Origin of the sequence: Leucobacter sp. HNU (assembly GCF_047946755.1) — a bacterium.
In the GTDB taxonomy this organism is placed as follows: Bacteria; Actinomycetota; Actinomycetes; order Actinomycetales; family Microbacteriaceae; genus Leucobacter.
Genome location: NZ_CP178837.1, coordinates 532,769 through 551,615, shown reverse-complemented (window position 1 = coordinate 551,615; position 18,847 = coordinate 532,769). Strand labels below are relative to the sequence as shown.

Annotated in this window: 16 protein-coding genes and 2 pseudogenes; 8 read left to right on the top strand and 10 right to left on the bottom strand. The window is 71.2% G+C overall.

The genetic code is table 11. From position 1 onward, the window contains the following. Positions 1 to 48: 48 nt before the first annotated feature. Positions 49 to 510: an Lrp/AsnC family transcriptional regulator gene (locus AB3K78_RS02650; protein ID WP_416445935.1), complete on the bottom strand. Its 462-nt coding sequence runs from the start codon at positions 508 to 510 to the stop codon at positions 49 to 51. 209 nt (positions 511 to 719) lie between these two features. Between AB3K78_RS02650 and AB3K78_RS02645 the strand changes: the two genes are divergently transcribed. After that, the gene (locus AB3K78_RS02645) at positions 720 to 1,976 is read left to right on the top strand and encodes an MFS transporter (protein WP_416445933.1); all 1,257 of its coding nucleotides are present in this window, start codon (positions 720 to 722) and stop codon (positions 1,974 to 1,976) included. A gap of 59 nt (positions 1,977 to 2,035) precedes the next feature. Here AB3K78_RS02645 and AB3K78_RS02640 read toward each other — a convergent pair whose 3' ends face one another. Then, positions 2,036 to 2,791, bottom strand: coding sequence for a FadR/GntR family transcriptional regulator (locus tag AB3K78_RS02640; RefSeq protein WP_416445931.1), 756 nt, complete (start codon positions 2,789 to 2,791; stop codon positions 2,036 to 2,038). 259 nt (positions 2,792 to 3,050) lie between these two features. On the opposite strand from AB3K78_RS02640, the gene AB3K78_RS02635 reads away from it, so the two are divergent. From AB3K78_RS02635 to AB3K78_RS02615, 5 genes and pseudogenes are all read left to right on the top strand, one after another. Further along, positions 3,051 to 4,580, top strand: a complete 1,530-nt coding sequence (locus tag AB3K78_RS02635) for an ABC transporter substrate-binding protein (protein WP_416445929.1) — start codon at positions 3,051 to 3,053, stop codon at positions 4,578 to 4,580. Between the two features lie 104 nt (positions 4,581 to 4,684). Next, positions 4,685 to 5,632, top strand: a complete 948-nt coding sequence (locus AB3K78_RS02630) for an ABC transporter permease (RefSeq protein WP_416445927.1) — start codon at positions 4,685 to 4,687, stop codon at positions 5,630 to 5,632. Positions 5,633 to 5,634: 2 nt separating this feature from the next. Then, positions 5,635 to 6,555 carry an ABC transporter permease gene (locus AB3K78_RS02625; protein WP_416447287.1) on the top strand — a complete coding sequence of 307 codons (921 nt, stop codon included), beginning with the start codon at positions 5,635 to 5,637 and terminating at the stop codon, positions 6,553 to 6,555. Beyond that, positions 6,555 to 8,312 carry a dipeptide ABC transporter ATP-binding protein gene (locus AB3K78_RS02620; RefSeq protein WP_416445925.1) on the top strand — a complete coding sequence of 586 codons (1,758 nt, stop codon included), beginning with the start codon at positions 6,555 to 6,557 and terminating at the stop codon, positions 8,310 to 8,312. Before AB3K78_RS02625 ends, AB3K78_RS02620 begins: the two co-directional genes overlap by 1 nt. Further along, positions 8,302 to 9,701 (top strand): annotated as a pseudogene (locus AB3K78_RS02615) (amidase). The gene AB3K78_RS02620 and the pseudogene AB3K78_RS02615 overlap by 11 nt, the downstream one beginning before the upstream one ends. Positions 9,702 to 9,725: 24 nt before the next feature. Here AB3K78_RS02615 and AB3K78_RS02610 read toward each other — a convergent pair. After that, positions 9,726 to 10,076, bottom strand: coding sequence for a winged helix-turn-helix transcriptional regulator (locus AB3K78_RS02610; RefSeq protein WP_416445923.1), 351 nt, complete (start codon positions 10,074 to 10,076; stop codon positions 9,726 to 9,728). Positions 10,077 to 10,153: 77 nt separating this feature from the next. Between AB3K78_RS02610 and AB3K78_RS02605 the strand changes: the two genes are divergently transcribed. Beyond that, a complete protein-coding gene (locus AB3K78_RS02605; RefSeq protein WP_416445921.1) occupies positions 10,154 to 10,975 on the top strand; it encodes an NAD(P)H-dependent oxidoreductase in 822 nt (273 codons plus the stop codon). Here the strand turns inward: AB3K78_RS02605 and AB3K78_RS02600 are convergent. The 4 genes from AB3K78_RS02600 to AB3K78_RS02585 form a co-directional block, all read right to left on the bottom strand. Beyond that, positions 10,959 to 11,759: an SDR family NAD(P)-dependent oxidoreductase gene (locus AB3K78_RS02600; protein WP_416445919.1), complete on the bottom strand. Its 801-nt coding sequence runs from the start codon at positions 11,757 to 11,759 to the stop codon at positions 10,959 to 10,961. The genes AB3K78_RS02605 and AB3K78_RS02600 overlap by 17 nt on opposite strands. Then, positions 11,756 to 13,237, bottom strand: coding sequence for an aldehyde dehydrogenase family protein (locus AB3K78_RS02595; RefSeq protein ID WP_416445917.1), 1,482 nt, complete (start codon positions 13,235 to 13,237; stop codon positions 11,756 to 11,758). Before AB3K78_RS02595 ends, AB3K78_RS02600 begins: the two co-directional genes overlap by 4 nt. 116 nt (positions 13,238 to 13,353) lie before the next feature. Beyond that, the gene (locus tag AB3K78_RS02590) at positions 13,354 to 13,602 is read right to left on the bottom strand and encodes a hypothetical protein (RefSeq protein WP_416445915.1); all 249 of its coding nucleotides are present in this window, start codon (positions 13,600 to 13,602) and stop codon (positions 13,354 to 13,356) included. Between the two features lie 289 nt (positions 13,603 to 13,891). Then, on the bottom strand, positions 13,892 to 14,917 hold the full coding sequence (locus tag AB3K78_RS02585; protein ID WP_416445913.1) for a GNAT family N-acetyltransferase: 1,026 nt from the start codon (positions 14,915 to 14,917) through the stop codon (positions 13,892 to 13,894). Positions 14,918 to 15,095: 178 nt separating this feature from the next. Between AB3K78_RS02585 and AB3K78_RS02580 the strand changes: the two genes are divergently transcribed. Beyond that, positions 15,096 to 16,232 carry a 3-isopropylmalate dehydrogenase gene (locus tag AB3K78_RS02580; RefSeq protein WP_416445911.1) on the top strand — a complete coding sequence of 379 codons (1,137 nt, stop codon included), beginning with the start codon at positions 15,096 to 15,098 and terminating at the stop codon, positions 16,230 to 16,232. A gap of 287 nt (positions 16,233 to 16,519) precedes the next feature. On the opposite strand, the pseudogene AB3K78_RS02575 reads toward AB3K78_RS02580, so the two are convergent. The 3 genes and pseudogenes from AB3K78_RS02575 to AB3K78_RS02565 form a co-directional block, all read right to left on the bottom strand. Continuing rightward, positions 16,520 to 17,386, bottom strand: a pseudogene (locus AB3K78_RS02575) (pseudouridine synthase); the annotation flags it as partial. Next, complete coding sequence (scpB, locus tag AB3K78_RS02570) at positions 17,373 to 18,008, bottom strand: SMC-Scp complex subunit ScpB (RefSeq protein WP_416445909.1); 636 nt, start codon at positions 18,006 to 18,008, stop codon at positions 17,373 to 17,375. The pseudogene AB3K78_RS02575 and the gene scpB, both read right to left, overlap by 14 nt. Continuing rightward, positions 17,998 to 18,834 (bottom strand): segregation and condensation protein A, encoded by an 837-nt coding sequence (locus AB3K78_RS02565; protein WP_416445907.1) that lies wholly within the window; start codon positions 18,832 to 18,834, stop codon positions 17,998 to 18,000. The genes scpB and AB3K78_RS02565 overlap by 11 nt, the downstream gene beginning before the upstream one ends. Positions 18,835 to 18,847 lie beyond the last annotated feature (13 nt).

Sequence of the window (18,847 nt, the reverse complement as noted above, 5' to 3'; positions counted from 1 at the left end):
CCCGGTCCATTCTCCCAGGTCGAGCGCCGGTTCCGCAGCGCACGCGGATCATCCTTCCGCGAGCAGCCCGGTGACGCGGTACGGGATCACGGTGCGGAGGAAGAGGCTGGTCGAGGTGCGTCGGATCCCGGGGCAGAGCCGGATCTCCTCGCTGACCCGGTAGAGGTCGTCGGGGTCACGGGCGACGACGCGCAGCAGGAGATCGGTGTCGCCAGCGGGAGCGAAGCACTCGAGCACCTCGGGGATGTCGGCGAGCGCGGCGATCGCCTCGGCGATGCTGTGCTGGTCGAGCTCGACCTGTACGCTCGCGGCGACGGGACGGCCGAGCGCCTGCGGGGTGATGCGAGTGCTCGCGAGGCGGAGGGCTCCGGCGGCGTCGAGCTTGTCGAGGCGGGCCTGCACCGTGCCGCGGGCGAGCCCGAGGCGCTGGGCGATCATCGCCACCGGCATGCGCGCGTCGGAGTCCAGCTCCCGCAGGATCCTGCGGTCGGTCTGATCGAGATCGCTCATTCTGCTCACCTTCTGCCCAGTTCACGACTTCTAGATTGAGCATATCGCTCAATCCGAGAATCATCGCTTGCGCGATTCGCTCGGGATCCCTTGAATGTGAGCGGGGCACGGTCAGTGCACCCGACATCACGAGATCCGCGAGCGCAGCACCCCGCGCGAGCCGGATCACGGACAGCCCCACAAGGGCACGCCCGAACAGGAGACCCGCCTTGAGCGCACCCCAGGCTCTCGCCGCCCCGCACCTCGCCGTTGCCGCCCCGGCTACGGTCAGACCCAGGATCCGGGTCGCACTGACCGCCCTGACGCTCAGCTTCCTGCTGATCGCCGCGAACCTCTCGACGCCGCTCTTCCCGCTCCTCGAGCGGCGGCTCGGCCTCGACTCGTTCGGCGTCTCCGTGGCCTTCTCGAGCTACGTGCTCAGCATGCTGGTCGGCCTGATCCTGTTCCGACGGCTGGCCGATCGGCTCAACCGCCGCACGGTGCTCGTGACCGCGCTCTCGGTCGCGGCCCTCGCGACGGCGGCGCTCGCGCTCGCGCCGAGCCTCGGCTGGTTCTGCGCGGCACGAGCCGTGCAGGGGCTCGCCATCGCCGCCGCGACCGGGACCGCTTCGAGTGCGTTCCGCGTGCTGCTCGCCGGACGCCCCCAGACCGCCGGACGCCTCACCCTCTTGGCGAGCTCGGGCGGCGTGGCGCTCGGCCCCGTGCTCGGCGGGCTGCTCTCGGAGACCGGCGATCCGCTGCGGACCCCCTACTTCTCGGTGGCGCTCGCCCTGGCGCTGCTCGCCCCGGTGATTCTCGCGGTCGTGCCCCACGGCGCGTGCCGCCCGGAGGACGCCGAGCCGCTCCCCGCGGACCCGCACGGATCGATGCCGGCCGCCACGACGCCGGGGGCGTCCTCCGCCTCGGCGCAGCGCGCGGGCTCCGCCTCCGCGGTGCGTCGCGCCGCGGCGATCGGCTTCCTGAGCTTCTCGCTCTTCGGCTTCTGCCTCTCGCTCGCACCATCGACGTTCGCCGCACTGCTGCCCGTCGAGTCACGCTCGGCGGTGGGGCTGCTCGCGGCGCTCACCCTGCTGGCGTCGGCCTCGGTCCAGCTGCTCGCCCTGCGCGGCACCTGGCGGGAACCCGTCGGGCTCGCGGTGCTCGCGGTCGGCATCCTGCTGCTCGGCTTCGCTCCCCTGACCGGCGCGCTCGGACTCGTCATCGCGGGCGGCATCGCCGCGGGCGCCGGGCAGGGGCTCGCGTTCCAGTCCGCGTTCGGCCGGGCGGTGGCGTCGGTCCCCGTGTCGCGGACCGGAGCGACCGTCAGCGCGATCTACACGGTGACCTACCTCGGCAGCGCCCTCCCGGTCCTCGCGCTCGGCTCCGCTGCAGGGCTCGTCGGACTGCCGCTCGCAGTGCTCGGCTTCGCCGCGCTCGTGGCGCTCGGCGCGGTGCTCGCGGCGGTCACGGCGCCCCGGCGCGGGTGACCGCGCCTCGCATCGCACCGCGCAGCGAACGGCGCTCCGCGCAACCGGGCCGGACGCCCCTATCCCGCGAGCAGCGCGAGCGCCTCCTGCTGCCCGGGCTCGAGCAACGGGCCGAAGCGGTTGGCCACGGCGCGGCGCGCGATCGTGCCGGCTTCGACGGCATCGCGGCGGGCGATCGCGTCGAAGAGCCCGCGGTCGATGGCGGCGGACTCGAGCTTGACCCGGTTGTCGTGGTGGATGCCCTCCGCATCGCGGTGCATGAGCCCGCGGAGCACGCCCGAGACGGCTTCCCCGCTGAGCGCGAAGATGCGATTGCCGCTCGCGTTCCAGACGAGCGTGTGGAAGGCGAGGTCGAGATCCGCGAACTCCTCGGCGTTCGCTTCTGCGGCGGCCTGCATCCCCTCGACGGCCGCGCGCATCTCCTCCCGCTGCGCGTCCGTGTGCTGCAGCGCGGCGAGCGCGCTCGCGGATCCCTCGAGCACGACGCGGTACTGCACGAGTTCCGCGAGGTCGAGTGCGGCCGTGCCGAGCATCGCGCGCAGCGAGCGCCGCAGCGTGTCGGGCGACGGCGCGAGCACCTGGGGGCCGCCGCGCGTGCCCGGTTTGGATTCGATGAGCCCCATACTCTGGAGCACTCGCAGCGCCTCGCGCACCGTCGGGCGGCTCACGTCGAACTGCACCATGAGCTCGCGCTCGCTGGCGAGCTGGGCGCCGACGGGGATTTCGCCCGACACGATCGCGTGCTCGATCTGCTCGACGATGCGCTGGTAAGTATGGACGGGGACCGCCGGGGCGAAGCTGTGCGGAGTGGACAACGACGGTGCTCCTTCGCGAAGTCTGGATCGGCGGGACCGTCGAGAAGACGGGCCTGCCGGAAATGTCCCTCATCCTAACGCTGCGCGCAGTGGTCTTACCATGTATCCTGGTTCGAACCTCACGACTCGAAGGCGAACGTCGATGAAGATGACCGCCGAGGGGTGCCACCCGCACCGTTCGAGCCACCCCGGCAGCACACCCCGAGCCGGAAGCACCGAGACGCCGACCGCCGGTCGGCCCACCCTGCGACAGGAAGCAATGATGCGACGCAAGACTCCCCTCACCCTCGCCGCGGCGCTCGTCGCGGCCGGCGCACTCGCCCTCACCGCCTGCTCGGCGGGATCTGGCGGAGGCGCAGGATCCGGTTCGAGCACCGGCTCCGGCCAGACCTCCGTCACGGTCGCGCTCACGGGCGCTCCCGTGAACCTCGACTTCACCAAGACCGCCGGGTCCGCGATCCCGCAGGCGCTCATGACCAACGTCTACGAGGGTCTCGTGCGCGTCGACCAGTCCGGCAAGGTGGTGCCCCTCCTCGCGAAGGAGTGGAAGATCAGCGAGGACCGCAAGACCTACACCTTCACGCTGCAGGACGGCGCCACCTTCTCGAACGGCGAGAAGTTCACCGCGAACGACGTGAAGTTCAGCCTCGACCGGGTGAAGAAGGACTGGACCACCACGCTGAAGGCGAAGATGGATGTCGTGCAGGACGTCGAGGTCAAGAACGACACCGAGGTCGCCGTGCACCTGAGCCACCCGTCGAACGCCTGGCTGTTCGACATGGCCACCCCGGTCGGCGCCATGTTCTCCTCCACCGGCGTCGCCGACCTGGCCAACACGCCCGTCGGCACCGGCCCCTTCACGGTCGCCTCCTGGAAGCAGAACGAGAACATCGTGCTGAAGACCCGCGACGACTACTGGGGTTCGGCCCCGAAGGTGAAGCAGGTCACGCTGAAGTACTTCGCCGATGCGACGGCGACGACCAATGCGCTGCGCACGGGCGATGTCGATGCGATCGTGAATCTGCAGGCGCCCGAACTCGTCGACACGTTCAAGGACGACGGCAAGTTCACCGTCACCTCGGGCACCTCGAGCGGCGAGGTCTCGCTCTCCTTCAACAACCGGGTCGCCCCGTTCAACGACAAGCGCGTGCGCCAGGCGGTGCTCTACGCGCTCGACCGCAAGGCCATCATCGACACCGCGTGGAACGGCTACGGCTCGCTCGTCGCGACCTACGCGACCCCGACCGATCCGTACTACGTCGATCTCAACGACGCGTACCCGCACGACCCCGAGAAGGCGAAGCAGCTGCTCAAGGAAGCGGGAGCCGAGAACCTCTCGATCACGTACACCGTGCCGACCCGCCCCTACGCGCAGGCCGTGTCCGAGATCGTCGTGTCGCAGCTCAAGGAGGTCGGCATCGACGTCAAGATCCAGTCGTCCGAGTTCCCGGCGGTCTGGCTCGACAACGTGTTCACCAAGCACGACTTCCAGATGACCACGGTGCTCGCCGTCGAGGCGCGCGACCTGCTCACGGTGTTCAACAACCCGAACTACTACATCGGCTACGACAACTCGAAGATCGCGCCCATCGCCGCGAAGGCCGATGCGGCCGACGAGCAGGGCTACATCTCGGGCATGCAGGAGGTGCAGAAGCAGATCGTCGACGACGCCGCGTCGGGCGTGCTGTTCCTGTTCCCCAACATCGTCATCACCAAGTCGGAGCTCACCGGCATGCCGAAGAACTCCATCGTCGAGTCGCTGGATCTCACCGGCCTCTCCTGGAAGTGACCCCGTGACCGGGGCGGCGGCCCGCGCCGCCGCCCCGGTCGCTCCCTTCTCGAATCCCGTGCGCGGCGCCGCGCCGCGCACCCCCATCGTCCAGAGGATCACGCATGGCCATCCGGATACTCATCAACCTCGCACGGTTCGCGGTGACGTTCCTCGTCGCGACCGTCGTCGTCTTCCTGTTCATGCGCCTCGTCCCCGGCGATCCCGCACAGGTCGCGCTCGGCGTGAACGCGAGCCCCGAGCTGCTCGCCAAGACGCGGCACGAGTTCGGCACCGACCGTCCCCTCATCGTGCAGTACTTCGACTGGGTCGGAGGTCTCCTGCGCGGCGACTTCGGCATCTCCTACGTCACCCGCGCCGACATCAGCCCGCTCGTGGTCGATCGCCTGCAGGTCAGCCTGATCCTCGTCCTCACCGCGATGGTCGTCGCGCTGCTGGCCGCGATCCCTCTCGGTACCGTCGCCGCGGTGAAGCACCGCAACGCCTCCGGCATCCTCATCGGCGCGGGATCTCAGCTGGGCGTCGCGATTCCCGGCTTCCTCGCCGGCATCCTGCTCGTGCTCGTGTTCGCGGTCGGCCTCGGCTGGCTGCCGGCGGGCGGCTGGACCCCGCCCGGCGAGAACTTCGGCGACTTCATCCGGCGCCTGATCCTCCCGGTGCTGGCGCTCGCCTCGGTGCAGGGCGCGATCCTCACCCGCTACGTCCGCTCCGCGGTGCTCGAGATCATGAGCGAGGACTACCTCCGCACGGCCCGCTCGAAGGGCCTGAGCCCGACGAAGGCGCTGCTCAAGCACGGCATGCGCAACGCCGCCATCCCCGTCATCACCGTGACCGGCGTGCAGATCGCGGCCCTCATCATCGGCGCGGTCGTGATCGAGCGCGTCTTCGTGATCCCGGGTCTCGGTTCGATGCTGCTCGACGCCGTCGGCAACCGCGACCTGCTCACGGTGCAGTCCGTCGTGATGGTGCTCGTCGCCATCACCCTCATCCTGAACCTCGTCATCGACGTCGTCTACACGATCGTCGATCCGCGGATGCGAAAGAGCGCGTGACCATGGATACCCAGCACATCCCGACTCCCCCGTCCCAGGCGCCGCGCACGAGCGCGATCGCGTCCCCCGCGGCGGCGCCCGCCCGCCCGGAGCGGCGCTCGCGCGGCCGGCTCTCCCCCACGCTCATCGCCGGGCTCATCCTCGTCGGCATCGTCGTGCTCGCCGCGGTCGTGTCGTTCGTCTGGACCCCCTACGACCCCGTCCAGGTGAACGCGGCGGATCGCCTCCAGGGCCCGAGCGGCGCGCACCTGCTCGGCACCGACAAGTACGGCCGCGACCTGTTCTCGGGCATGCTCGTCGGCGCCCGGATCACGCTGTTCGTCGGTGTCATCTCGGTCGGCATCGCGCTGCTCATCGGCACGCCGCTCGGCATCCTCGCCGGGATCCGCGGCGGCTGGATCGAGGAGGTCGTGATGCGCGCCTCCGACATCGCGCTCGCGTTCCCCGCGCTGCTGCTCGCGATCATGTTCGCGGCGGTCTTCGGTGCGTCGACGCTCACGGCGATGGTCGCGATCGGCATCTCGACGATCCCCGCGTTCGCCCGCGTCGCGAGATCGGGAACCCTGCAGGTCATGAACACCGAGTACGTGCTCGCCGCCCGCGCCGCGAGCCAGTCGCGCACCCGCATCGCGCTGCGCCACGTGCTGCCGAACATCATCGGCATCGTCGTCGTGCAGTGCTCCGTATCCTTCGCGCTCGCGGTGCTCGCCGAGGCCGGACTGAGCTTCCTCGGGCTCGGCACGCCCCCGCCCACCCCCTCGTGGGGCCGCATGCTGCAGGAGTCGCAGCAGTTCCTCGGCACCCACCCGCTCCTCGCCATCGTCCCCGGCATCGCCATCGCGATCGCCGTCATGGGCTTCAACCTGCTGGGCGACGGACTGCGAGACCGATTCGATCCGAAGCTGAACGGGAGCCGCGGCTGATGACCACCGAAACGAAGACCCTGCTCTCGGTCGACGGGCTCAACGTCCGCACGCCGCACCGCACGCTCGTGCACGACTTCTCCCTGCACATGGCTCACGGAGAGCGGATCGGGCTCATCGGCGAGTCCGGATCCGGCAAGTCCATGACCACGACCGCGCTGCTCGGCCTGCTGCCGAACGGCGTGACCGCAGACGGCTCGGTGCGCCTCGACGGCCACGACGGCAATCTGCTCGAGGCACCAGAGTCCGAGCTCATGAGGATCCGCGGCCGCGACATGGCCATGGTGTTCCAGGAGCCGCTGACCGCGCTCAATCCGCTCATGCGCGCCGGAGACCAGGTCGCCGAGATCATGCTGCAGCACAAGCTCGCCCCGTCGAAGGCGGTGGCGCGCACGCGCGCGATCGAGATGCTCGACGCCGTGCACCTGCCCGACCCGGCGCAGGCCGCCCGGGCGTACCCGCACCAGCTCTCGGGCGGACAACGCCAGCGCGTCATGCTCGCCATGGCCCTCGCCAACGACCCGGCGCTGCTCCTCTGCGACGAACCGACGACCGCGCTCGACGTGACCGTGCAGCGCCAGGTGCTCGACCTGATCCTCGAACTCGTGCGCGAGCGCGGCACCGGCCTGCTGTTCATCACCCACGACCTCGCCGTCGTCGCCAACATGTGCACGCGCGTGCTCGTGATGAACCAGGGCGTGGTGGTCGAGGAGGGGCCGACGGAGGACATCTTCACGAAGCCGCAGCACCCCTACACCCGCGGCCTGCTCGCCGCCTCGGATCTCGAGGCGACCGACGCCGACGGGCGCCTGTTCACCGTCGCGAGCGCGCAGGACTACGTGCCGCCGGCGGTCGACGCGGCCGCTCCGCAGGGTGAGCGAGCGCAGCGAGTCGAAACTGCGCAGCAGGTTGAGCGAGCGCAGCGAGTCGAAACCCGGGACGACGAACCCCCCGTCATGCAGGTCACGGATCTCGTGCGCACCTACACCCGCGGACGCACGAGCCTGTTCAAGCCGGCACCCGAGGTGCGCGCGCTGAAGGGCATCTCCTTCGAGGTGCCGCGCGGCGGCCGCCTCGGCGTGGTCGGCGAGTCGGGCTCCGGCAAGTCGACGCTGCTGCGGATCCTCGCGGGCCTCGACCAGCCGACCTCCGGCAGCGCGGTCGTCGCGGGCAACGAGGTCGCCGGTGCGAGGGAATCACAGCTGCGGCAGCTGCGGCAGCAGCTCCAGATCGTCTTCCAGGACCCGATGGGCTCGCTCGATCCGCGCATGACGGTCGAGCAGATCATCTCGGAGCCCCTGCTCGTGCGCGGCCGGAGCGAAACCGCGGCCGAGCGCTCGCGCATGGTCGCCGAGATGCTCGAGGCGGTCGGCCTCCCGGCGGAGGCCGCAGCGCGCTACCCGCACCAGTTCTCGGGCGGGCAGCGGCAGCGCATCTCGATCGCCCGCGCCCTCATCTGCCGGCCCGAGGTGGTCGTCGCCGACGAGCCCGTGAGCGCGCTCGACGTCTCGGTGCGCGCCCAGGTGCTGAACCTGCTCGCCGACCTCGTCGACGAATACGGGCTGACCCTCGTCTTCGTGTCGCACGATCTCAACGTGGTGCGGCACCTCTGCGACTCCGTGATCGTCATGCAGTCCGGCGAGATCGTCGAGGCGGGAGACACCGAGACCGTCTATCGCGACCCCCGGCACCCGTACACGAAGCGGCTCATCGATTCGTCGCTCACCCTGCGTCAGGAGCTCGCCCATGCCTCGTAACGACCTCTTCGCATTCGACGCCGGCGCCCTCGCGGCAGGGTACGCGGACGGCTCGTTCATGCCGAGCGAGGTCGCCGAGAGCGTGCTCGTCCGCATCGCCGAGCGGGAGCCCGAGCTGAACGCGCTCTACCTGCACGAGCCCGAGGAGGTGCGTGCCGACGCGGCCGCGTCGACCGCCCGCTGGGCCGCGGGGACCCCGCTCAGCCCGTACGACGGCGTGCCGGCGACGGTCAAGGAGAACATCGCGCGCGCGGGGCGCCCAAGCCGTCGGGCACCGCGCTGCCGAACCCGCCGATCGCGGCGGCGAACGCCCCGACCACCGATCGCCTGCTCGAGGCCGGCGTCGTGATCCTCGGCTCCACCACGATGCCCGACTGGGGCATGCTCTCCTCCGGCGTCTCGAGCCTGCACGGGATCACCCGCAACGGCGTCGATCCCGCGCTCACCTCGGGCGGATCCAGCGCCGGGGCCGGTACCGCGGCGGCCGCGGGCTACGGCCCGCTGCACGTCGGCACCGACATCGGCGGCTCGATCCGGTTGCCCGGCACCTGGCAGGGCCTCACCGCGCTCAAGCCGAGCGAGGGCCTGATCCCGCTCGACGTGCCCTACACGGGCCGCGCTGCGGGCCCGCTCGCCCGCACCGCGGCCGACGCGATCCGGTTGATGTCGATCATCGCGAAACCCGACGCCCGCGACTACCTGACCCGGCCCTACGGCCCGATGGACTGGTCCCTCGACCCGCTTGCCCCTGCCGGGCTCCGCGTCGCACTGCAGCTCGATGCGGGATCCGGTCTCGCGGTCGAGCCCGAGACCCGCGCGATCGTCGAAGCCGCAGCCGAACGCTTCGCCGCTGCGGGCGCGATCGTCGAGCCGCTCGACCCGTTCGTGCCCGCCGAGGTGCTCGACGGACTCGTCGACTTCTGGCGCAGTCGCTCCTACGCCGACCTCGAAGTGCTGAGCGAGGCGGATCGCGCGCTCGTGCTGCCGTTCATCGTCGAGTGGTGCTCGGCCGGCGCAGACTTCTCGGCCGCGCAGACCGTGCGCAACCGCGGCTGCGCGGACGAGATCGCCCGGCTCACCCGCGCCACCACGGCACCCTACGATCTGGTGCTCTCGCCCGTCTCGCCCGTCGCGGCGTTCGCGGCCGAGGATCCGATGCCGATCACCGATCCGCTGCGGACCATGGGGCACATCTCGTTCACCGTGCCCTACAACATGTCGGGCCAGCCCGCCGTCTCGATCGGCGCGGGGATCCAGGCCGACGGCCGCACCGTCGGCCTGCAGATCGCGGGACCCATCGGGTCCGACGACCGGCTGCTGCGCGTCGCGCACTGGTTCGAGACGGTGCGCGGCGCCGAGGCGACGGTCGACTGGTCCGCGGTGCGCTGATCGCGCCCGACCATCGACCGGCGCTCACTCCGCCTCGATCGAGGCCCCCGTCTCGGCGATCCATCCGCTCCCCCACTCCTCCATGAGGTCGACGAGCGGGCGGGTGGAGGCGCCGAGGGGCGTCAGCGAGTATTCGACCCTGGGCGGCACCTCGGCGTAGACCTCGCGATGCACGAGGCCGTCCGCCTCGAGCTCGCGGAGCTGCCGCGTGAGCACGCGATCCGTGATGTCCCCCACCGCGCGCCGCAGTTCTCCGAAGCGCAGTGCTCCCGAGAAGAGCTTCTGCACGATCGTCAGCTTCCAGCTGCCGCCGATCACGCTCACCGTCACCTCGACGGGGCACACGGTCAGCGCGTGCCGGGTTCCCGCTCGCATCTACTATCCAATCCGTCAGTATGTGACTTCAAAGTGCCTACTTCCGCCGAGGAGGGCGCTTCTGCTGAGATGGTCCCATGACCGTTTCCCGCCCGCAAGCCCTCTACGTCTACGCGCACCCCGAGCAGCGCTCCTTCAACCGAGAGCTGTTCGACGCCGCCCGCGCCGAGCTGGAGCTCACCCACGACGTCGTGACCAGCGACCTCTACGCGATGGGCTTCGACCCGCGGCTCGGCGAGCACGACCTCGGCGCCTTCGCGCGGACGAACGGCAGCTTCCTCACGCGGTGGAGCAGCGCGCTGGCGGCCGCTCAACTGCCCGAAGAGATCTGCGTGGAACAGCAGAAGCTCCTCGACGCGGATCTCGTGGTGCTGCAGTTCCCGCTCTGGTGGTACTCGGTCCCGGCGATCCTCAAGGGATGGTTCGACCGCGTGCTCTCGGCCGGTTTCGGCTTCGATGTGCGGGATCCCGAGACCGGGCGCACGCGCAAGTACGGCGACGGCCTGCTGACGGGCAAGCGCGCGCTGGTCGTCGTCTCCTTCGGCGAAGCGGGATCTGCGCTGAGCCCGCGCGGCATCGCCGGGGACCTCGAGTCCGTGCTCTACGGGCTCATCCACGGCACGCTGTTCTACACCGGGATCGAGGTGCTGCCGCTGCACGCGATCCCGGAGGCCGACGACTTCGACTCGGCCGACGTCGCCCGCGAGATCGCGCGCCTGCGCGCGAGGGTCTCGGAGCTGCGCACCGAGCGGCCGATCCCGTTCCGCAGGATGCGCGGCGGCGACTACACGCCGGAGCGCGTCCTGCGCGAGGACGTCGCGCCGGGCCGCACCGACCTCGGGATCCACCGCGAGGACTCGGGTCGCCCCGACGCGGGCGCGCTCAGGCCGGCGGGGTGAAGCGGCCGTCGATCGCCGTCCAGCCGCCGTCGACGTTGACCGTCGATCCCGTGACGAACGTCGAGGCGTCCGACGCGAGGAACACCACCGCGCCCGCGAGCTCGTCGGGACGCGCCCAGCGGCCGAGCGCGCTCTTCTCCGCGTAGGCGCGGTACCACTCCTCGTTCGCCCGGATCTGCCCGGTGAGCGGGGTCTCGACGACGCCCGGCGCGACCACGTTGATCCGCACGCCCGCGGCGCCGTACTCGGCGGCGGCGGTCTTCGCGAGCTGCACGAGTCCGGCCTTGGTCGCGGCGTAGACGCCCTGACCGGGCTCCACCACCTGGGCACGGATCGAGGCGAACCCGATGATCGATCCGCCGCCGTTGTCGGCGAAGCGGCGCCCGAACCGGCGGATCAGCTGGAACGAGGCCCGCAGGTTGAGGTTCACCACGCGGTCGAACTCGTCCATCGAGTAGTCGTCCATGCGCTTGCGCACGTTCGTCGCGGCCGTGAACACGAGCGCCGAAGCCGTGCCGAAGCGCTCGGCCGCGGCCTCGACCGCGTCGTCGTCGAGCACGTTCAGCTCGAACGGTTCGGCGACGCCGCCGAGTTCCGAGATGAGCGCCGCGGTCGCCTCGGCTCCCTCGAGCGAGTAGTCGGCGACGACGACGTGCGCGCCCTGCGCGGCGAGCGCCTGCGCGGCTTCGCGGCCGATGCCGCTCCCCGCGCCCACCACCACGACGGTGCGGCCGTCGAGGCGGAAGAGCCGGGCGTAGTCGACGGGGGATGCGGGGGCGTTCATGCGGTGACCTTTCGGGGTGCCGGGCGGATCATGGCCATGCGGGTGACAGTGAACTCCTCGATCGCGTAGCGCGGGCCCTCGCGGCCGATGCCGGAGTCCTTGACGCCGCCGTAGGGCATGATGTCGGATCGGAAGCCGGGGATCTCGTTGACGACCACGCCGCCGACTTCGAGCCGCTCGATCGCGGCGAACGCGCTCTCGAGCGACGCCGTGTAGATGGCGGCCTGGAGACCGTAGCGGGAGTCGTTGACGAGGTCGACCGCGGCGTCGACCGAGTCGACCGCGGTGAGGCAGACGACGGGTCCGAAGATCTCCTCGCGCCAGACCTCCGCATCGGCGGGCACGTCGCCGAGCACCAGCGGGGGCACGAGCCCGCCCTCCGCCGGGATCTCGGCATCGGTGAGCAGGCGTGCCCCGGCGGCGAGCGCTCGCTCGACCGTGGCGCGGATCCGGTCGGCCGAGGCCGCGTTGATGACGGGGGCGACGTTCGTCGCGATGTCCCGGGGGTCGCCCACCGTCAGCTCGCCCATGCGCGCGAGGAGCCGTTCGGTGAAGCGCTCGGCGATCGGCCGCTCGAGCACGACGCGCTGCACCGAGATGCAGGCCTGGCCGTTGGCGTAGAAGCCGCCGCGCAGCACCGCGTCGACGGCGGCTTCGATGTCGGCGTCCGCTGCGACGATGAATCCCGTGTTCGAGCCGAGTTCGAGCAGGGTCTTGCGGGGCGCCGCCTGGCCGGCGATGAGGTGGCCGATGGCCGCGGATCCGGTGAAGGAGACGACCTGGGCACGGGAGTCGCGCACGAGGGTCTCGCCGACCTCGGGACCGCCGTTGACGAGTTGCACGGCCGCACCGGTGACGCCGTGCTCGGCGAGCACCTCGCGCACGATGGCGACGAGCTCGATCGTCGCGAGCGGGGTGTTGGGCGCCGGCTTGATGATCACGGGGCATCCGGCGGCGATCGCGGGAGCGAGCTTGTGCGTCGCGAGCAGCACGGGGTAGTTGAAGCCGGCGATCCCGACCACGACGCCGGCGGGCTTGCGCGTGTAGTAGCCGATCATGCCGCGGCCGAGCTCCTGGAGGTCGAGCGGCACGGTCTCGCCGTGGACGTGCGAGACCTCCTCGGCGGTGGCCTGGAGCGTGACGATGGTGCGGTTCACCTCGGTGCGGCAGTCGACGCGGGGCTTGCCGGTCTCGAGCACGAGCAGGTCCTCGAAGCGCTGCGCGTCGGCGGCGAGCCGGTCGTGCACGGCGGAGAGGATCGACTTGCGCTGCGCGGTGGTGAGCGCGGCGACCTCGGACAGGGCCGCCTCTGCGGCCTCGAGCGCGGTGAGGGAGTCGGCGGCACGGCTGACGGGGGCGCGGCCGACGATGCTGCCGTCGAAGGGGAAGACGATGTCCGCAGCGTCCGCGACGGGCAGCCAGCCGTCGCCGATCGGGAGGGCGCCCACGGGCGCGATCAGGTCGAGCGGATCTGACATGGCTGGCCTCCTTGCTGCCGACGCACTCCGATTCGAGTGGTCTTACCATTTAATATAGATCACCACGCGGGCCATCTCCAAGCGCACGGAGGAAGCGAGTCGGCGCCCGGCCGGAATCAAGCCGTGGCGGCCAGGCGACGCTCAAGCACCTGCCCCGGCCACCCATCGATGTCGAACCCGACGGTCCGCTCGTACCCGCACGACTCGTAGAAACCGACCAGCGCACCCGTGCCGCCCGCGTAGCAGTCCACGCGCAGACGCTCGATGCCCGCCCGCCCGGCTTCGACGTCCGCGAACGCGAGCAGCGCGCGCCCCACTCCCCTGGCCCGGGGCTCCCGCGACCCGATGAGGATCCGGACGTACACCTCGGCCCCCTCCGCCGGAGGCACATGGGAACCGCGTCGCCGAGCACCAGCAGACCGACCACGCCCACCCCGGGCAGTTCGGCGACCCAGGCCCCAGCCAGCGCCAGCGCCTCGCGCACCTGCGCGACGCGGCGCGCCTGGCCGGACCAGGGCTCCGCACCCCACTGCTGCGTGTTCCCGTTCGACACGAACCAGGCGACGGCATCGTCGAACAAGCCGAGCACCGCCTCCAGATCTCCGGACCCGGCCCGGCGGAACCGCAGGCCCACGGGCGCCGACCCCTCCGCCCTCAGAATTCGCGCGCCAGCGTCATCGAGCGACGCACGGTCTCGAAGCCGACGCTCTCGTACAGGCCGACGGCGCCCGTGAGACTCTCGGAGTCGACGTCGAGCACCGCCCGCTCGAATCCCTCGGCGCGCATCGCGGCGAGGGAGCGCGCCAGCAGCGCCTTCGCGATGCCGCGCCCTCGGGCGTCCGAGACGACCCCGAGCAGATCGATGTAGCCGAAGGAATGCCCGCGGTGCTCCCAGTCCTCGCGGTACACCGCGCCGATCGCGAAGCCCAGCACCCGCTTCGTCTCGCCCTCGCCCTCCACCACGACGAACGAGAGATCGGGACGGGCAGATTCGAGCTCATCGTGCTCGCGCCACTCCCGCTCACTCACCGGCTGGGAGCCCCAGTGGTCGCGGAACGAGTCGTTGCGAGCCGCTCGCGTGAGCTCCTCGTTGCCCCCGTAGGGCTCGAAGCGCAGTCCTGGACCGAGCGACGGCTCGGGGATCGGCGCCGCGAGGTCCCGTTCGAGCTCCAGCCACCAGCGCACCACCCGGTACCCGCGCGATTCGGCGAGCGCGATCGTGCCCGCCTCGTGCTCCCCGGCATCGACCGAGAGCCGCCCAGGCAGGGTGGAGTCCTCGGCCGCCAGCATGCGGCGCCCCCGTTCGTCCTGCCAGTCGAGCAGCGCGCCGCCGATCCCTTCCCGACGGCGCTCCGGATGCACCGCTCCGTCGAGTTCGATCCAGACGACCGTCTCGTGCACGTCGCCCTGCCCCACGAATCCGTAGGCGACCGCACGACCCGAGTCGTCGAACCCGATCGCGGAGTCGCGTTCGAGCCGCAGCTTCGGATCGTCGAGCCAGAGCGCGAGCTCGTCCTCGGTCGTGACGGCCCAGGGCGTGTCGACGGCGTCGCAGGCGCGCGACAGCTCGAGCAGCAGCGGGACGTCGTCACGCACGATGCGCCGCCAGGCGACACCGGCGACCGACGCGGGCAGACGCAGCGCATCGGGTGCGGAGACCCGCTCTCGCAGTGGCTTCACCGGCTCGACTCCCTCATCCGTCCGCGACTGACTGTCAGTCACTGTCATACGCTCATCCTACGAACCCGAGCAGATGAACAGCTGGGAACGAGTGGTCTGACCAGTTAATATGGTTGACACCACGCGCCGAGGCGATTCCGCCCGCAGGCGCATCTCGGCCCCGCGGAAGGACTCAACGATGACGCGCTCCCACCAGATCGCCGTGCTGCCCGGCGACGGCATCGGCCCCGAGGTCGTCGGCTGCGCACTCGAGGTGCTCGACGCCGCCGAGGCCCGCTACGGCTTCCGCACCGAGCGCCGCGCATACTCGGCCGGAGCCGCCCACTACCTCGAGACCGGCGAACTGTTCGCCGAGATCGAGGACGAGCTGCGTCGCGCCGACGCGATCCTGTTCGGATCGATGGGCGACCCCCGCGTCACACCGGGAATCCTCGAGCGCGGATTCATCCTCGAGATGCGCCAGCGGTTCCAGCAGGCGGCGAACGTGCGCCCGGTGCGGCTCTACCCCGGCGTCCCCACGCCCATCTCCGGCCTCACCCCCGAGCGCTGCGAGCTCGTGATCGTGCGTGAGAACACCGAGGGCGCCTACGTCGGCCGCGGATCCACCGTGCACGCGGGCACCCCCAACGCGGTCGCCATGCAGGAGTCGCTCAACACCCGCGCCGGCATCGAGCGGGTCGTCGACTTCGCGTTCCGGCTCGCGGCCGGCAGGCGCAAGCGGCTCACCCTGTGCCACAAGACCAACATCCTCGTCGCCGCCGGACAGCTCTGGCAGGAGGTCGTCGCCGACGTCGCCACCCGCTACCCCGAGGTCGAGACGGACTACGTGCACGTCGACGCCATGTGCTTCCATCTGCCGCTCGCTCCCGAGCGCTTCGACGTCGTCGTGACCGACAACCTCTTCGGCGACATCATCACCGACCTCGGTGCCGTGATCCAGGGCGGGCTCGGCGTCGCCACGAGCGCGAACCTCAACCTCGACGGGTCCGCGCCGAGCATGTTCGAGGCCATCCACGGCTCCGCACCCGACATCGCCGGCACCGGCTGGGCGAACCCCTCGGGCGCGATCCTCTCGCTCGCGCTCATGCTCGGTCACCTCGGCGAGGCCGACGCGGCGCGGGCGGTGGAAGCCGCGACCGTCGAGGTCCTGGGGTCGCTCCCCGCCCTCTCGGGCCCTGAGATGGGTGCATCGACTGCCGAGCTCGGGTCGCGCATCGCGGCCATCGTGCGCCAGGGCGCCGCGGACCCGTCGCTCGTCCCGGACTCGCTGCTCGGCACCCTCGCCGCACTCGAACCGAGCCGCGCCGCGGCGTAGGGGCGCCCTGCGCCGCGCACGCCGAGGATCGGGCCATCTGCGCGCATTCGGCCCCCGTTCTCGGCAGTTGAACCGGCCCCCGCCGAGACCATCTGGCAGACGAACGCACCGGCCCCGGCGACGCCTCCGGCGGTCGCCCTATCGGCTCTTGCGCGCGCCGCCGCGGCCGTGCGGATTTCCGCGCGCCGCGATCCCGCGCATGCCGCGCGCGCCCTTGCCGTCGCCCGGCCGGCCGGCCGACGGAGCACGCCCCGCAGCGTCGGTGTCGCCTTCGGCCGCCGTGAGCAGCGCCCCCGTTCCGCGTCCGACAGCTCCCGCATCTCGCCGAGACGCAGCGTTCCGAGGTGCAACGGGCCGAACTGCCGACGCACGAGCTCCTCGACGGGGTGCCCGACCTCGGCCAGCATGCGCCGCACGATCCGGTTCTTGCCCGAGTGCAGCGTGATCTCGACGAGCGAATGCCGGCTGCCCTCCCCCGGAAGCAGCTTCGCCGCGTCGGCGCGGATCGGACCGTCCTCGAGCTCGATCCCGTTCTTCAAGCGCTGGATCGTCGCAGGGGTCACTCGCCCCGTGACCTTCGCGATGTAGGTCTTCTGCACGCCGAACTTCGGGTGCGCGAGCTTGTGCGCCAGATCTCCGTCGTTGGTCAGGACGAGCAGGCCGGAGGTGTCGGTGTCGAGGCGGCCCACGTTGTAGAGCCGGTCCTCGACGAGGTCGGTGAACTCCCGCAGGTCCCGGCGGCCCTTCTCGTCCGACATGGTCGAGACCACCCCGCGCGGCTTGTTGAGCACGAAGTAGCGCTTGCTCGCGTCGAGCTGCACCACGACGCCGTCGACGCGCACCTCGTCGCCCGGGTCGATCCGGCTGCCGAGCTCGCGCACGATCTCGCCGTTCACCGTCACCCGGCCGCCCGTGATCAGGGCCTCGCAGGCGCGGCGCGACGCGACGCCCGCGTGCGCGAGCGCCTTCTGTAGGCGCGGCCGCTCGTCGGCGGGCGCTTCGGGCGCCGCGGCGTCCGTGGCGGACCCGGCTCCCGGCCAGCCCCACTCGGCGAGATCGATCTCGACGGCCTTCCCGTCGACCGAGAACTCCCCACCGGCGCCGCCGCGTCCTCCGTTGCCTCCCTGGTGCGGGCGTCCGTCAGAACGACTCATGTTCGAAACCTTCCAGTCCGTCGTCGAGCAGGGGCGAGATGGGCGGCAGCTCCTCGACGCTCGAGATGCCGAGGTGCCCCATGAGGGTGTCGGTGGTGCCGTAGAGGATCGCGCCGGTCTCGCCGTCGTGCCCGACCTCGGTGATGAGCCCGCGGCCGACGAGCGTGCGCACGACCGAGTCGACGTTCACCGCGCGGATCGAGGCGATCGCACCGCGGGAGATCGGCTGCCGGTAGGCGACCACGGCGAGCGTCTCGAGCGCGGCCTGCGAGAGCCGCGCCGGGGTCTGCTGCTGCACGAAGTCGGCCACGACCGGGTCGAGGGTCTCGCGCACGTAGAAGCGGTAGCCGCCTGCGACCTCGCGCAGTTCGAACCCGCGCACCGGCCCCTCCAGAGCCCCCGCGTAGTCGTTCGCGAGCAGGTCGACCGCCCGGCGCACCTCGCGCACGGGGCGGTCGGTCGCGGTCGCGAGGCTCACGATGCTCAGCGGCTCGTCCGCGACGAGCAGCAGCGCCTCGAGCTGCTGCTCCAGCGTGTGCTCGGCGCGGGCCTGCTCCAGTTCGCTCGTCGTCTCGGGCGCCTGCTGCGCGTCGGCGGCCGGGGTCGTCTCGTTATCCGTCATAGTCCGTTCCCAGTGTCGCAAGAGAGTCGTCCGACCAGTGCTCGCCCGTCCAGCGCACCGTCAGCTCGCCGAGCGGTTCCGCCTGCTCAAATCCCACGGCGTCGCGCCGGTACAGCTCGAGGATCGCGAGGAACCGCGCGACGATCACGCCGCGCTCCGCGCCGATCTGGAGGCCGGCGATGAGTTGCCGAAAGGTGTGCGCGCCATCGGCGCGCAGCATCGCGACGACGATCGCCGCCTGCTCGCGGATCGAGACGAGCGGAGCGTGCAGGTGGTCGAGGCCGACGGTGGGGAGCTCCCGCGGCGCGAACGCCAGCACCGCCATCGCCGCGAAATCGTCGGCGGAGAGGGTCCAGACGAGCTCGGGGCCGCGTCGGCGGTATCTCGCGTCGAGCGGCACCTGCCGCGGGTGCCGGGCCTCCTCGGACTCGATGCGCTCGCGGAACCAGGCGCTGGCCTGCTTGAACGCGCGATACTGCAGCAGGCGGGCGAAGAGCAGGTCGCGCGCTTCCAGGAGCGCGATGTCCTCGGCATCGACCGCCTCGCCCTGCGGCAGCAGGCTGGCGATCTTCATGTCGAGCAGCGTGGCCGCGACCACAAGGAACTCGGAGGCCTGGTCCAGTTCGATGAGGCCCTGCCCCTCGAGCGACGAGAGGTAGGCGATGAACTCGTCGGTGACGAGGCTCAGCGAGACCTCGGTGATGTCGAGCTCGTGCTTGCCGATCAGGTTCAGCAGCAGGTCGAACGGGCCGTCGAACACCTCGAGCGAGACTCGGAACCCGGGCGCCTCCGGGCCGCCGGCCTCCGCGGTGCCGAGCTCGGTCATGCCGCGCCCATCG